General features: G+C 38.4%; 11 protein-coding genes and 1 riboswitch. Of the genes, 4 read left to right on the forward strand and 7 right to left on the reverse strand.

The features are described 5' to 3' along the window. Positions 1-13 precede the first annotated feature (13 nt). Genes phnC through phnE (LQ50_RS20270) form a run of 3 tightly spaced genes read left to right on the forward strand, consistent with a single transcriptional unit; the run spans position 14 to position 2,374 of the window. Positions 14-790, forward strand: coding sequence for a phosphonate ABC transporter ATP-binding protein (gene phnC, locus LQ50_RS20260; protein WP_034632832.1), 777 nt, complete (start codon positions 14-16; stop codon positions 788-790). Continuing rightward, the gene (phnE, locus tag LQ50_RS20265; RefSeq protein ID WP_034632834.1) at positions 783-1,574 is read left to right on the forward strand and encodes a phosphonate ABC transporter, permease protein PhnE; all 792 of its coding nucleotides are present in this window, start codon (positions 783-785) and stop codon (positions 1,572-1,574) included. Before phnC ends, phnE (LQ50_RS20265) begins: the two co-directional genes overlap by 8 nt. Next, positions 1,574-2,374: a phosphonate ABC transporter, permease protein PhnE gene (phnE, locus tag LQ50_RS20270; protein ID WP_034632836.1), complete on the forward strand. Its 801-nt coding sequence runs from the start codon at positions 1,574-1,576 to the stop codon at positions 2,372-2,374. The genes phnE (LQ50_RS20265) and phnE (LQ50_RS20270) overlap by 1 nt, the downstream gene beginning before the upstream one ends. Positions 2,375-2,418: 44 nt before the next feature. Here phnE (LQ50_RS20270) and LQ50_RS20275 read toward each other — a convergent pair whose 3' ends face one another. From LQ50_RS20275 to LQ50_RS20285, 3 genes are read right to left on the reverse strand one after another with little or no spacing between them, the layout of a single operon-like run. Continuing rightward, the gene (locus LQ50_RS20275; protein WP_034632838.1) at positions 2,419-5,796 is read right to left on the reverse strand and encodes a UvrD-helicase domain-containing protein; all 3,378 of its coding nucleotides are present in this window, start codon (positions 5,794-5,796) and stop codon (positions 2,419-2,421) included. A gap of 30 nt (positions 5,797-5,826) precedes the next feature. Then, positions 5,827-8,703: a PD-(D/E)XK nuclease family protein gene (locus LQ50_RS20280; protein ID WP_034632841.1), complete on the reverse strand. Its 2,877-nt coding sequence runs from the start codon at positions 8,701-8,703 to the stop codon at positions 5,827-5,829. Then, the gene (locus LQ50_RS20285) at positions 8,700-9,149 is read right to left on the reverse strand and encodes a GNAT family N-acetyltransferase (protein WP_034632844.1); all 450 of its coding nucleotides are present in this window, start codon (positions 9,147-9,149) and stop codon (positions 8,700-8,702) included. The genes LQ50_RS20280 and LQ50_RS20285 overlap by 4 nt, the downstream gene beginning before the upstream one ends. 153 nt (positions 9,150-9,302) lie before the next feature. Here LQ50_RS20285 and hpaB point away from each other — a divergent pair, with 153 nt between their 5' ends. Next, complete coding sequence (hpaB, locus tag LQ50_RS20290) at positions 9,303-10,748, forward strand: 4-hydroxyphenylacetate 3-monooxygenase, oxygenase component (RefSeq protein ID WP_034632846.1); 1,446 nt, start codon at positions 9,303-9,305, stop codon at positions 10,746-10,748. A gap of 25 nt (positions 10,749-10,773) precedes the next feature. Here the strand turns inward: hpaB and LQ50_RS20295 are convergent, their stop codons facing one another. From LQ50_RS20295 to LQ50_RS20310, 4 genes are all read right to left on the reverse strand, one after another. Then, positions 10,774-11,136: a DUF1516 family protein gene (locus tag LQ50_RS20295; protein ID WP_237563769.1), complete on the reverse strand. Its 363-nt coding sequence runs from the start codon at positions 11,134-11,136 to the stop codon at positions 10,774-10,776. Positions 11,137-11,244: 108 nt separating this feature from the next. Further along, positions 11,245-11,970, reverse strand: coding sequence for a DUF3270 family protein (locus LQ50_RS20300; RefSeq protein WP_034632848.1), 726 nt, complete (start codon positions 11,968-11,970; stop codon positions 11,245-11,247). Between the two features lie 132 nt (positions 11,971-12,102). Then, positions 12,103-13,464, reverse strand: a complete 1,362-nt coding sequence (gene mgtE / locus LQ50_RS20305) for a magnesium transporter (RefSeq protein WP_034632850.1) — start codon at positions 13,462-13,464, stop codon at positions 12,103-12,105. Between the two features lie 385 nt (positions 13,465-13,849). Beyond that, positions 13,850-14,015, reverse strand: a riboswitch (M-box (ykoK) riboswitch). A gap of 85 nt (positions 14,016-14,100) precedes the next feature. After that, on the reverse strand, positions 14,101-14,487 hold the full coding sequence (locus LQ50_RS20310; RefSeq protein WP_034632851.1) for a response regulator transcription factor: 387 nt from the start codon (positions 14,485-14,487) through the stop codon (positions 14,101-14,103). Positions 14,488-14,663: the final 176 nt, after the last annotated feature.

The raw sequence follows: 14,663 nt of genomic DNA on the forward strand, positions 1-14,663 counted from the left end.
TGAGGGAATGAAAATGATTGAATTTAAAGATGTATCACTTGTTTACCCTAACGGCACTCAAGGTTTAAAAAAAGTAAACCTAAAAATAAATAAAGGTGAATTTGTGGTAATTGTAGGTTTATCAGGAGCAGGAAAGTCAACGTTAATTCGCAGCATGAACCGTCTTGTTACACCAACAGAAGGTCAATTGCTTATTGACGACGAAGACATCTTGCCTTACAACCAACGGAAGCTCCGTAAGCTTCGTACAGAAGTAGGGATGATCTTCCAAAATTATAACCTCGTAAAAAGGTCTACTGTTATGAAAAATGTTATTTCTGGCCGACTTGGTCATACAGGAACGTTTGCAAGCCTTTTTAACCTCTTTCCAAAAGAAGCTGTCTCACTTGCTTATCGTAGCTTAGAGCGTGTCAACATTGCAGAAAAAGTGTACATGCGCGCGGATCAACTAAGTGGTGGACAACAGCAACGTGTAGCTATTGCTCGTGTATTAACACAGCAGCCAAAAATTATCCTAGCGGACGAGCCAGTAGCAAGTCTTGACCCACCGACCTCACATCAAGTAATGACATACTTACGTAAAGTAAACAAAGAAGATAATATTACAACGATCGTTAACCTCCACTTTATTGATATGGCCATGGAATATGCTGATCGTATTATTGGAATGCGTGCCGGAGAAGTGGTTTTCGACGGGCCTGCTAGTGAAGTTTCAGAGCAGACATTTGAAGAGATTTATGGTCGAAAAATTCGAGAGGATGACCTTGTAGGGGGTCCTGACGATGAGTAAACCAGAAATAAAAGGTGTTGTCTCAACAAATGCTAAATTAAGAATGACTATCATTTTAGTAGCAATTGTTGCTGTCTATGCCTACACGTCTTGGGCCACTAAATCAACACCAATGGATATTGTTCGCGGTTGGGGTGGGTTTCAACGTATACTAACAGACCTTTTCCCGCCTAATTGGGCGTACGCACCTCAAGTAATGGAGAAGTTAATTGAAACAATCCAAATGGCTATTATCGCAACAACCTTTGCTGCCATCATAAGTGTTCCGATCTTCTTACTTTCAGCAGCAAATTTATTTCCAAGTCCATGGATTCATCAACCTGTTCGTTTTATTATGAACGTGTTACGTACTATTCCTGACATTTTACTTGCTATTATTTTTGTTGGTATTTTTGGAGTAGGAGTATTCCCAGGGATCATGGCCCTTTTTATTTTCTCATTAGGTCTATTAGCCAAGCTAATGTATGAAACGATTGAATCGATTGACATGAATCCATTAGATGCGATCCGTGCTTCTGGTGGAAATACAATCCAAGTCATTTGGTATGCTGTCATGCCACAAGTGCTACCGCAATTTGTCTCCTTTGGCCTGTATGTTTTCGAAGTAAATGTACGAGCTTCAACGGTACTTGGGTTTGTAGGGGCTGGTGGTATTGGGTTATTGCTTCAACAACAAATCAGCTTCTTTAATTATCCACGAGTCATGACGATTATTATCATTATCTTTATTGCCGTCGTCATCATTGACTACATTAGTAATAAGATAAGGGAGAGAATTGTATAATGGATTTAGTCATGCCGCCAAAAAAGAAACGTTCACCTTATAAGATCATTCGTAACATTGTGATTGCTATTGCTATCATTGCCCTTTACGTTTGGACATTTGCAACGATAGATATTCGCTGGGACCGTGTTTTTAGTGAGCGTACAATTGAAAACATGGGTCGAGTAATTCCACAGCTGTTCTCACCTGACTGGAGTGCCCTGCAAAAAATAATGGCTCTTATGTGGCAAACTTTACAAATGGCCTATACTGGTACGTTACTTGCTGCAATATTAGCCATCCCATTTGGATTCTTTGCTGCAAGTAATATGGTAAAAAGCAAAACATTAAACAATATTTCAAAAGGCTTTCTAAACGGGATTCGTGCTTTCCCTGAATTAGTACTTGCTTTAATGTTCGTTGCAGCTGTTGGACCACGTCCATTCGCTGGGGTTTTAGCGATTGCTATTGGTTCTATTGGAATGCTTGGAAAACTATATTCTGAAGTTATTGAATCGATTGATATGCATGTAGTTGAAGCTCTCCAAGCTAATGGTGCCAATAAAATTCAAGTACTGTTTTATGGCGTAATCCCACAAATTATTCCTGAATTCCTCTCATATGCTATTTATCGTTTCGAAATTGATGTTCGTGCCTCTACGATCCTCGGTATCATTGGTGCAGGTGGTATTGGTACGTTAATTACGATCTCAATCTCAAACCGAAAATGGGATGAAGTAGGGATGATTTTGCTGGTAATCATCGTTGTTGTTACCATCATAGACTACTTAAGTGCAGCCATTCGTAAGAGAATCGTTTAGGTAGATAAAAAAGAAGCGAACTGATGCCCAGTCGCTTCTTTTTCTTATTTTAAGAGAGCCTCGTATTCTGCTTTTGTTGCTTTTTTAAAACGAAGGTTTTGTATGGTTCGAATTGAATTTCGAACAGCCTCGTCGGCTTCTCTTTCTACACTTATCGTATGTAGCGGTGTTTCCCTATCTCGAAACACAAATAATGACATGGTCTCAATCACTTCATTTGCTTCTTGCTCATACGCGATTTTATATAGGTACAACTGCGGCCAATATAGATCAAGAAGTTCCCTTCCTGATTGAACGATCTTATTTGTTTTAAAATCAATTAGATGACACTTGCCGTCTTTTGTTGTTACTTTATCAATTTCACCTATAATCTCAACATCTTCAATCATTGTAACAAACGACCATTCCGTTTCTACTGACTCTCCTAGATCCTTTTTTATTTCATCCGTATAGGACTTCATTAAACCTAGCATCTCTCTTTCATACAACAATAAATCTCTTCCCTGCTCTTCTTCTTCACGAATCGCTTCTCTTATTGCCTCTTCGTTCGTTAACCCATTGTCACGTAATTCACACGCACGGTGAACAAGCGTACCGAGTGTGGACGAATCAATTCCACGTGAAGTGTTCGTCGTCTCTATATCATTATCTATTACTAATGATGTATCTGGCATACCAATGACATAGCGATTAAAATAAGCGACGGGATCTTTCATAAATAGCATGATTTCTGATACCGATAATGTTAATGGAATGTTGTCGTTCTTCATTAGCATCGGAATGGTATACGGTTCTAATTGTCTTGAAAGGGATGCCTGATTAGTGCTTTCATCTACACGCAAGATCTTATCTGCTAAGTTAGTCGTGTCTATGGCTGTTTCCGTTAGCGCAAGCCATGTATGAGAGGCATTAGATTCTTCGCCTATCATAAATAAATAGTCACGTGCTCTAGTCATAGCTACATAAAATAACCGCTTAGCTTCTTCTCTTGCTTCTGCCGTTGCTTTTTCCTTTACAAGAGGAAATCCTGGAGTTTGGTAAATCGACTTTTCCCCATCAATTTCAGTTGCTTCCTCTTCCAAATTCATAACGATACCTAATTCAGGGTGAAAGCGTATACTACCTTTATCACCTTTAATCGCTCTTTCTAATTGAGGTAAACAAACAATAGGAAACTCCAATCCTTTAGAAGCATGAACGGTCATAATTTGTACGACATCTCCATCAACACGCTCTACCTCTGACTCTCCTTCTTTTTCACTAAGTTCGATCCGATCATCAAGCTCATCTAACATCAACTCTAAACTGCTTTGTCTACTATCCAATATGGTTTGAATCAGCTTTTCTACATTTCGCACTTTCTGTAACCCATTCTTTTGAAGCATGAGTGTCGTTTTTAAGCCCGTTTCCTGAAAAATAGCATGTAATGTCTTATCAAGGGACTGTTCTGTACGAAAAGGGGTCCACTTGGATAGCCATTGTCGAACATCATTGCACGCTTTTTGTATGGTCATTGGCAATTGTTCAAATGCCAGATGCGATTCATCATATACTAGTTCAAATAATGCTTCTGGTTCTTCAAGCTGTTGCTTTAACAGTAGGAAATCATTTATTGAAAGACCACATATTGGACTTCTCAGTACCGCTAATAAGTGCAGTTCCTCAAACGGGCGATTCAGCCATCTCAAAAGGGTCGTGTAATCAAGTATCTCTTGTCTTTCATAAAAACCAACACCCCCACTTACAACATAGGGTATTCCTTTATCCATAAGTGAACGCTCTAACGCAAGGAGATGAGATCTGGCTGGAATTAAGATCGCAATGTCGCCAAAATAGGGATTTCGCCATTGTTCACCGTTATAGACTTTAGGAAGTTTTGTTTCAACCATCTCGACAATTCGATTTGCTAATACATCATAAGTCGATTCTTCTATTTCTTCTTGGTTTTCTAGCGTCATCAGCTCTACTCTTTTTTCCTCTGCCGATTCACCAGGGCGATTTGCTCGAAGTGGTGCATACACCGTTTCATACGGCTCTGTCCGCTTTTGAACCATTGCACTTGAAAAGAGTTCATTGACAGCTTCAATGACAGGAGCCGTTGTCCGGTAATTCTCATTCATTAAAATGACTTCACCATCTATACTTGAAGCAGCAAGCTCCTCGCGTTCATTCATTAAAGAAACATTGGCACCGCGAAAGCGATAGATCGACTGCTTCTGATCTCCTACAATAAATTGAAAGGGAGGATTGATTTGTTCCAACATTTCAAGCTGAAGCTTATTTGTATCCTGAAATTCATCAATCATCATATGACGGAACTGCCTTTGACAAGCTTCCTGAATCGATTTGTTCGTAAGAAGAGCCACAGCCTTCTGCTGTAGGTCTGAAAAGTCAAGCACACCGGCAATTTTTTTTTCGTGATTATAACGTTTAGAAAACTCTTTTAAAAGAATGAAAAAACGTGATAGTAAGTCCTTTGTATCATCATTAGTAGATACATTCCCACCAACCTCACTCCAGCTATCTTTGAGTGGCTTCCAATGCTCTGTATAAAGCTCATATAGGGTCGGAGCTTTCTCATTCCAGCGCTTATCAGATCTTGAAGGCATAATCCTACTCATTGCTGCCATATACTCATTTGGGTCATCCGGATCGGGAAGTGAGTCAAAACCTTCTGTTATTTTCTCGATGTGTCCTCTTTGAGCTTTTGTTAAATCGCCAACTGGTGGAAATGCTTGAATACACCTTTTGGCATTAGCATGAAGTGTGTGAACTGCATTTACTTGCTCTTGTTGCTTTGCAATCTTTTGTGTTTCAAGCATCTCTTCTAAGTTTAAAGAGTCAACCGCATTCTCCCCTACTACAAATTCACGAATATCATTGTGGATTTGTTCAATTGTTTCAAACAGTTGACTTTTACTCATCATTTCTAGTAAAGACCAGGCCGTTTCATGAAATGACCGCTCTTCAAACATTTTTGTCAAAATCATTCTCTTGCGGCTACGTGCTTCTATATCATCAATTACTCGACTATGTGGTACTAGATCGGCTGCCATTGCATGTTGGGAGAGCAGACGCTGACAAAAGCTATGAAACGTAGAAATATTAGCCCGCTCCATTGCTTCTTTTTGTTTCAACCAATATCCCTTTTCATCCTCATCTTGCGCTTCTGTTTCCTTTTCTACCAATCTTTTTCGAATACGGTCCTTCATTTCTCTAGCTGCCTTTTCTGTAAATGTGATGGCAACGAGCTCCTCGACTGTAGCTCCAACAGGATTAGTAGGATCTTTCAGATTAAGTTCACATAAATGGATGAACCGCTCTGTTAGCACACGTGTCTTTCCTGAACCAGCTCCAGCAGAAACTAAAATCATTGCTTTCTCACTTGTTATTGCCTGTAATTGCGCATCATTAAACTGCAAAGTAGAACCTCCTCTCTTTCCTCTTGTAGATTAGCTTTTTGCTTGCTCTCTCTTTTCGTCTGTTACTCGGCAAACGGTACGATATGAACAAAATGGTGAGCATTCAAGCGGTTCAACTGGAAAGTTCGTTTGCATCCCTTCCCAAATCTCCGTAATTCTCTCCTTTAATTGATGGTCGATGAGAAATTGCTCATTCCCTAAATGATCTTCTCGATTTCGACAAAAAGAGGAAACGTTATAACGCGATGATTTTCCGACATGTTCTGTTCTCCATATTCCATTCCCTGCTCGCTTGTTTGGCTCTTTAAGAGAAATATAGCTAGCTCCATCAGCTTGGAAGACAGCCTCCTCTAGCCTTTCAAGCTCTTCACGGATTGCAAAAGCATAAAGTGGCAGCTGGAGCTTTAAACCGGATTGAACGTCTTCCATTTTTACACTTGCATGACCTGACTTATAATCGTATACAACGATTGAATTGTTCAATCGATCAATTCGATCTGCTTTCCCGGTTAATACTAACGTCTTTTCATCTGATAACGGCAATTCAAACCGGATTGGTTTTTCAATAGCCATAATGTGCATTTGTTCGAGGTTGGCGTTATCAAAGAAATGTTTTCTTTCCGCCTGCCAAAAACGACGCAGCCGCTTTTGCCATTGTTGCTTTGTCATTTGTAAATCTAAACGAGATATTTCTGGACTTTGCTTTTCGACTTGCTCCCATTTTTCTTCAAAAAGTTCTTCTATTCGCTCAGGAATATGGCCAATTTTCTCTTTTAATGCAACAAAAGATTGCCCAACTGCATTCAATTCCTGATAAATCTCTTCAATGATTGAGTGCATTAAGTCACCAATATCTAGTGGGGATACATTTTCTTGAATAGCTTGCGGCTCTGTCACTTGCAACACTCTCTCCATTCCGTATCGAAACGGACATCTCGCATAACTTTCAAGAGCTGTGACAGATACAACTGGCTTTACAGGATGAGTTTGATTAAGAGAAATCGGTTCAGCGCCTTTTTCTAAGCGATCTAACCTGCCTCTAAGCTCATGCACTTCCTTAGGAAGGTTTTCAACTATACAACCTTTTCCTAAATGATAGGCTAATTTATCTTGTTGATCTTCAGACGAAAACGCATATTCTCTGCCGATTCTATTCTCCCATGTCCACATTTGATCCGATTCTTTCAGATCTTCAAGTAAAGCAGAAGGTAACAACGGATGGTTCGCGTCGATTCCTTTTACATACGTAAATGTAATCGACTTTGCTACATATTGAAGTTGCTCAAAATATGCTTGTTGTTTCAAGCGAAAATGCTCACTAGTCGGAGGACTAAAACGTACGGTCCCGCTTAGTATATCGCGTTCTTGAACATAGCCACTTAAGTGATGCGCAGCAGGAAATGCTCCTTCGTTCATTCCAACTACAAAAAGCTGCTCTCCTTGAAACAAACTTACATCACGCCACGTATAAATTGATACTCCTTGTTTCGATGCTCTTGCTTCAAAGAGCTGCAAGCTTTCCCCAAGGCCGCAAATCCAATCGATAAACAAATCATGGGTCATCATTAAGGTTTCTAATCCTTTATCCAAAAGGAGCTTCTCATACTTACTAAGGTGCTCGTCTATTTTCTGTAACGCTTTATATTCATTTGCGATTTCTTGTAGCTTAGCCACATCTTCCGCTTGTTCTAGTTGCTCATTAAAAACAGTAAATAATTCCATTTTATTGATGACTTGACGGAATTTGCTTATATAATCTATAAAAGCAGCACTCTTTTCCCACTGTAGATGCTGAATAAACGTAAAAAGCTCTTGATGTTGCTCATTTATCCACTGAGCCGATTGGATAAAAGCCTGCTTTTGTTTGGCAAATTCTAATCCACTTACTTGATAAATCCGTAATACTTGTTCAACTAATGGAAGCTGTTCCCATTTAGATTTTGGTGCGGTTGTATTACTCAATGCCAATTGTAGTAATGCATGAACCGACGTTGTAGACAGTTTGCGTTTTTTTGCTTTGTTAACGGGGACCATATAACGATCAGCATATTTCATAACGTCATCTGTACGGTCATCGACTACTAATAGACCTATCTGATCATACGTCCATTCAGACAACCGAATCTCTTCCATTAACCCACACCACTGCTCTTCATTGGTAGAGGCAGCTATTAACTCCTGTTGCTTAACTAACTTCATCTCTTTTCTATTAACTCTTTGATCTTCAAATCCTATTGAGAGAAGCTCCTTCACTGTTTGATCAACAATAGCAAAATTAGAATGATCGGGGACAAATATTTTTACCGAAATACGAGCTTCTTTTAATGCTTCAATAAACAACATTTGCAATGGACTAAAATCGTAATATCCATCGATGACGATTGCTGATATATTTATTTGTTCCGGAGCTTGTTTAAGTAGCTTGATCGCATGCAAGATCGTATTCTCTGGATCGAGCATGCTTCTGCCTGAGACCACTCGCTCTTCATATCTTTGAAATAACTCACGAAGTGGCAATAGAGATGTCGGAATATCTGCTAAGTCCAATCCCAGTCGCTTCAGTTGGCCATACGTGTCAGCATAAGCACGCGCTTTCCCTGAGACGACCTCTTCTCCACGGAAAGTGACCTCTTCCCTTACATACTGAAGAAAGAAGAGCGTTCTTTCTTCTTCAGATAAAGGAACATAGGGGATGGTTAATTCGTTCAAAATAAAACTTGCAATATCATCAAATGTCGTACTAGATAAACCTGGCCTTTTTCTTCTTGCTTCTTGCAACCACATTTGAGATGGCAGTACATAAAAGACTTTGCTTTTTTCTTGTTTTTGGAGTTCGAACACTTTTTGTAATCGATCTTTATTGGCAACGTCCTTTACATGTGTACCGTATAGATTCAGTTCGCTCAATTGTAGCGCTCCCTTCGCATATCCAAATGATTAATCCCATCTAATAAATAAATATCAGAAACTTTCTTAAAACCAAACGACTCGTAAAACTCCTGTAAATATAGCTGTGCATGGATAAGAATTTTTGTTTCCTGTAATTCAACTTCCAGATACTCGATTGCTTTTTCTAACAGTGCTTGTCCATACCCCTTTCCTCTTGCACTCTCTTTTACGATCACACGCCCAATTGAAGAGTTTTCATTAACTACTGAGTTTGGGAATAATCGACTATAAGCAACAAGTTCGCCCTTTCTTCTTCCGAATAAGTGAATGGCTTCTTGATCCTTTGAATCCAATTCTTGATAGGGGCAGTCCTGTTCCACTACAAACACTTCTATTCTTAAACGAATTAATTCGTATAACTCATCAATTGATAACTCATCAAATTTCTTTACCGTCCAATTCATTACACAAAATCCTCTCAACTATTTACTCTTATTTTACCACTTCGCAAAGAACACGAAAAAGAAAAACGCTGAATGGTTTTTCAACTGATTAATAGGAAACTTCCATTTTTTTTTGCATATATGTAAGTGAACCCTAAAGGAGGTGGGATAACCTTGGCCATAATAACTGGAAAACAGTACGTTGAGCGTATTGACTCACTAAAAAATGAAGTATGGATTGATGGAGAAAAAGTATGCGGCAATTTATCTGAACATCCTGCTTTTAAAGGAATATTGCAAAGCAAAGGAAAACTATACGACCTGCAACATGACCCTAATTTAGCCCCTTCCTTAACATATCAAGTGCATGATGAGAAAAGCCGATGTAACTTTGCCTTTGAACAACCTACTTCAATCGAAGCATTAAAGAAGCGAAAAGAGGCAACTCAGTTGTGGGCGCGAAAAAGTGGTGGAACACTTGGACGCTCACCCGATTATATCAATACGGCAATCATGACCCTTGGTTCATCGTATTCATTTTTTGATCAGCGTTTTAGTCAAAATGTGAAACGAGTATTTGAACATGCTAGAAAGAATGACCTGTCTTTTACTCATACGTTTATTAATCCACAAGTCAATCGATCTCCTCATTATATTGAGTTTTCCGATAAAGAAGAAATCATTGCGGCAAAAATTATTGCAGAGAAAAAAGAAGGGATTGTCATTCACGGGGCACGTTTGCTTGCTACACAAGGCGGCATTACAGATGAGGTGCTCGTTTTACCTGTGGGTGGAAATTCGATTGATCCTGCTTATGTTTACGCATTTGCTATCCCTTCTAACACACCTGGTCTAAAATTTCTTTGTCGGCAGTCGTATGCTAAAGGGTGCTCAAACCGTTTTGATTATCCTTTAACTTCACAATTTGATGAAGTCGATTCTGTTGTTGTATTTGACCATGTCCTCGTACCATGGGACCGGGTGTTTTTATACAAGGATTTGAATGCCGTTGGACGGATCTTCACAGAAACAAATCTGAATATCATGCTATTATTCCAAGCCGTTTGCAGGCAAATTGTTAAAACAGAGTTTCTTTTAGGAATAAGTGAATCCCTAGCCCAAACAATTGCCATCACAGACTATCAACATGTTCAAGAGAAATTAAGTCAAATGATCGTGACACTAGAAATCATGACATCCTTATTATATAAAGCTGAAGCTGAAGCTACTCTAAATCAATTTGGTACAATGGTTCCTAACCCTAAGCCGTTAATGGCCGCTTCTACTTACTACCAAAAAGAATATTCTCGCCTCATTGAATATATGCAGATGCTTGGGGCAAGTGGATTCATTTCTTTACCAACTGAACAGGATTTTAATTCCGACATCGGCATAGATTTAAAGCAATATTTACAAGCAAAAGGAGCACCGGCAAAAGAGCGAGTTCAACTGTTTCGCTTAGCGTGGGATTTAACAATGAGTCCTTTCGGTTCTCGTCAGACACAATATGAACGATTCTTTTTTGGTGATCCAATCCGCCTTTCTTCTGCTCTATACCATTCATATGATAAAACAGAATTTGTTGATCTAGTTCAATCATTTTTGAAAAAAACAAACTAGCTAGAGGTTTCCCCCTAGCTAGTTATTAAAATGTAATAATTCTCATTCCTAGTAAAATGACAACCACAAGCGTGACCACAAATAATCCCCAGTACATTGGTGCTTTTGATCCAAGCGTTCCTTTTTTCGTACGTACAAGGATCATTTCCATTGCATAAATAAGCACAATAGCCAAGATGGCCTTAATGACATAAGCAATGGCGAAATTCCAATTAAACAATAACACAACACCAGAGAAAATCATCACGATGTAAAAGAGTCGAACAATCATATGTAGAATTTTTGCACCTTTATCCTTGCCAGCTCTTAGTAAGAAATATGTGATTAAAAATAACACAATGAGCAGCCACCATGAATCAACGTGCGCATGGTACATACCAGTAAGCAAAATAGAGCCCTCCTTTAAATTACATTCCAACCTATTATAATCGAATTGTGAGGAAAATCATAACATAGCGCTGTATTTGTCATAGAATTTTCTATTATACTATTTACCTTACCATTGAAAGAAAAATTTTAACGACATCGTTATAGCCGTGTATGAAACAACACCAATGGTAAAAGTAATAAAATGAGCTTCATCATCAGGTGGCAATTCATACTTTAAAACATTTAAAATCATCGCACCTGAAATAAAGGCAAAGATAATCGATTCAGTTAACGGGGATACTTTCACCAATACCCCCATAATCCAACCAGCAATGATCCCTAGCGCAAGGACATACCTACCGACTTTATTATAAATATCAGCGTATTCCCTCCAGAGATCATGGGCAACCGCTACAAAGTGAAGTCCAACAGCAAGACCATAGAACACCGCTTGAACTCCGAGGACATCATGCGAAATGACCGTATAGGCCACTAACATATTATAAAAGCCGAAGAACAGAATTTGTAACCAAAATAACGCTCTTGCTTTATTCGTTTTATGGTTCCGTTGTGCATTTCTTACCACTTTTTGAATTCCATAGAAAATTAAAACACCTATTAAACCGACAAAGTACAATTCCGACTCCATTGTAAAATAGTCACCATATTTTTTCACTAGGATTTGTTCTTTGTGTAAGGTTGGAAGTACATAGACAAACACATAAGATACAGCTAACCCCCCTGAAAAAGAGAACCACTTTAACTTTTGAATTCGACCAGACGGAATGAGCTCATTTGCAAATAGGTGAATAAAGATAAAAGCAATACCCATTATAAACACATCAAGGGACATAGTACGATACTCCTTCAATAACGACTTATTTTAAAGTATCTACTACAATATTCCTTGATATTCTTGGATAGAAAAGGGGGTGCCCAAAGCTCCAAAAGGTTTTTGAGCTTTGGGCACCCCCTATAGGGTATCCTATAAGAAATCAAGAAGCGCTGTGGCAATCGAGAAATAAATTAGTAAACCAAGAATATCATTCACTGTTGTGATAAATGGACCTGATGCAATAGCTGGGTCTAGCTTTAATTTGTTAATAACAAGCGGAACCGTAGCTCCAATCACGGTTGCAATACTCAATGTACAAAAGATCGAAAAGCCAACAATTAATGCTAACATCCAATGTCCATGAATAAGAGTCACCGTAATCCCTAAAACAATCATACAAATCAAACCAAGCATGAGCCCTGTCCCAAATTCACGTCTAACCATCTTGCCAATGCTGCCTTTTTTTATAGTTCCAAGCGCCAGACCACGTACGGCAACAGCAAGTGACTGAGTTCCTGTGTTACCAGCTGAGTCCATAATGAGCGGAATAAAGGCCGCTAATAATACAATGGCTTCTAACGTTTCTTCAAACTGACCAATAACTTCAGCCGTAATTAGTCCAAAGAACATCAACATAATAATCCAAGGCGAACGTCTTTTGGCCGCTGTAAACGCACTAACATTGACATCCGTTGCCCCTTTGGCCGCAGAAATCTCTCCCAAATCCTCCGTTGCTTCTTCTTCTAGAATATCAATGACATCATCAAATGTAACAATGCCGATTAAGTGATTTTGCTTAGAAACAACGGGAGCTGCTAAGAAGTCATACTTTTTGATGAGCTTCGCTACATCTTCCTGATCCATATCATCTTGTACAGATACAACTCGGGTACTCATAATATTTTCAATAACTTCATCTGCCGGAGCTGTAATAAGATCTCTTAACGAAATAACCCCTACTAGTTTTTCTAGCTGGTCGACCACATATAGATAATAAATCGTTTCCGCATCTGGTGCATCATTTCGTAATTGTTCAATTACATTTGAGGCAAGATCAGTTGAGGATATGCTAACAAATTCTTTTGTCATAATTGCCCCAGCCGTTTCTTGTGCATAGGACATTAACTCTTTTACTTCTTTTGCCTCAACTTGGTTCATTTTCTTTAAAATGTCTTCAACTTTTTCCCCTGTCATTTCAGCTAAAAAGTCGGCTACATCGTCTGCAAACATATTATTAAACATCTCAGAAGAGTAAGCTTCATCTAGCTCAAGATAGGTTTGCTTTTGATCTTTTACTTCAAGCCCTTCAAAAATATGAGAAAAATCTTCTGGAGATAAATACTCATACACTTTCTTCCGTGTTTCTTCTGATAACTTTATAAAAATATCCACTTGATCTATCGGGTGTAGTTCTAAAAAGGTTTCACGAAATTGCTTCCTATCATTTTCTTGCAAAGCATCTAAAATTAACGTTTCATATTCGTTTCGATTTTGTTCATCTAATCTAACCACTGTAACTCCTCCTTATGTTAGGAGCCCACCTGACCTCTTGCTAAGTGAAGGGAATGGACATCCAGTACGCTTATTCTTTTTTACGAACGCATAACATATGCAATTATTTCCTATATTGCTTAAACTATCCTCATCCATTCCACATCACCTCCTAAAATCTAAAGACCGTCACAATAAGTTGGGATAGAGAAAAATATTTTCTCCATGTAAATTATATGGCTCTGACGCAAATTTGTGAGCAGATTCAACCTTTTTTGTTTGAACCTTTCTTGCTTAACAAAAAAGACACCTTCAACCGAATGAAGGTGTCTTTTACATAAGCAAATAAAGCAGTACCAAAATGATAACATAAAAAATCAAAATGACACGGCAAAAAAAGCCTTTAATCGTCCTCCATTCGTAGAGCTTTAGCACTGTGCGGCATAGGATTTTATCCAGCTACATTAAAAACCACCTTATGTCGATGGTTTCTGTTGACCCATTGGCGTCTTTGGACATTTTTGGGCAGCAGCGTATCTCCAGCACAGGAGCCTCACCTAACGAGGTATTTAATTTACAATGAAGACTTTACAGCAAGATTTCATCTGTGTCAACTACATTTATTATGTTTCCCGTTCTCATTTTATCGAATTAGTTTCAGACTACAAGATATTTTTTTTCTAATAATTGCTCAACTTTTGTCACTAAATCCTTTATTGAAAATGGCTTTACTATGTATTGAATTTGAGTGTCAAAACAACACTCCTCTTCTATTTTTGGATTGGTTGTAGCAAATAAAATCGGTGCGGATACTCCTTTATCTTTCAACTGAGTACATAATTGTAAGCCATCTATATCATAAAGGTCAACATTTATAATAATGAGGTCGTATTGATAGAGTTTTGCATGTAAAAATTCATCTCCGCTCTCAAAATGAACGACCTCTTTTTCCCTTGATTCTAAATTAAATCGTATTAGTAATGCATGTGAAGGCTCATCTTCCACTAACGCGATTTTGGGCGTGGCTTCCAAGCTAGAATTCAAAATACATCCTCTCCCTAATTAAGATCCTTCCTTCTTTGATCTATAAATGACGAATCTTATTTTCAAGATATTAACACTTCTATCTTAGTTTTTTTTAGAAGATTAATCAATTATTTCTATTGTAAATTTAAAAATAATTTTCATAAGACAGACGGTAAAAAAGTCACTGAAAAGGT

The sequence above is a fragment of the Halalkalibacter okhensis genome (genome assembly GCF_000787375.1).
In the GTDB taxonomy this organism is placed as follows: Bacteria; Bacillota; Bacilli; order Bacillales; family Bacillaceae_D; genus Halalkalibacter; species Halalkalibacter okhensis.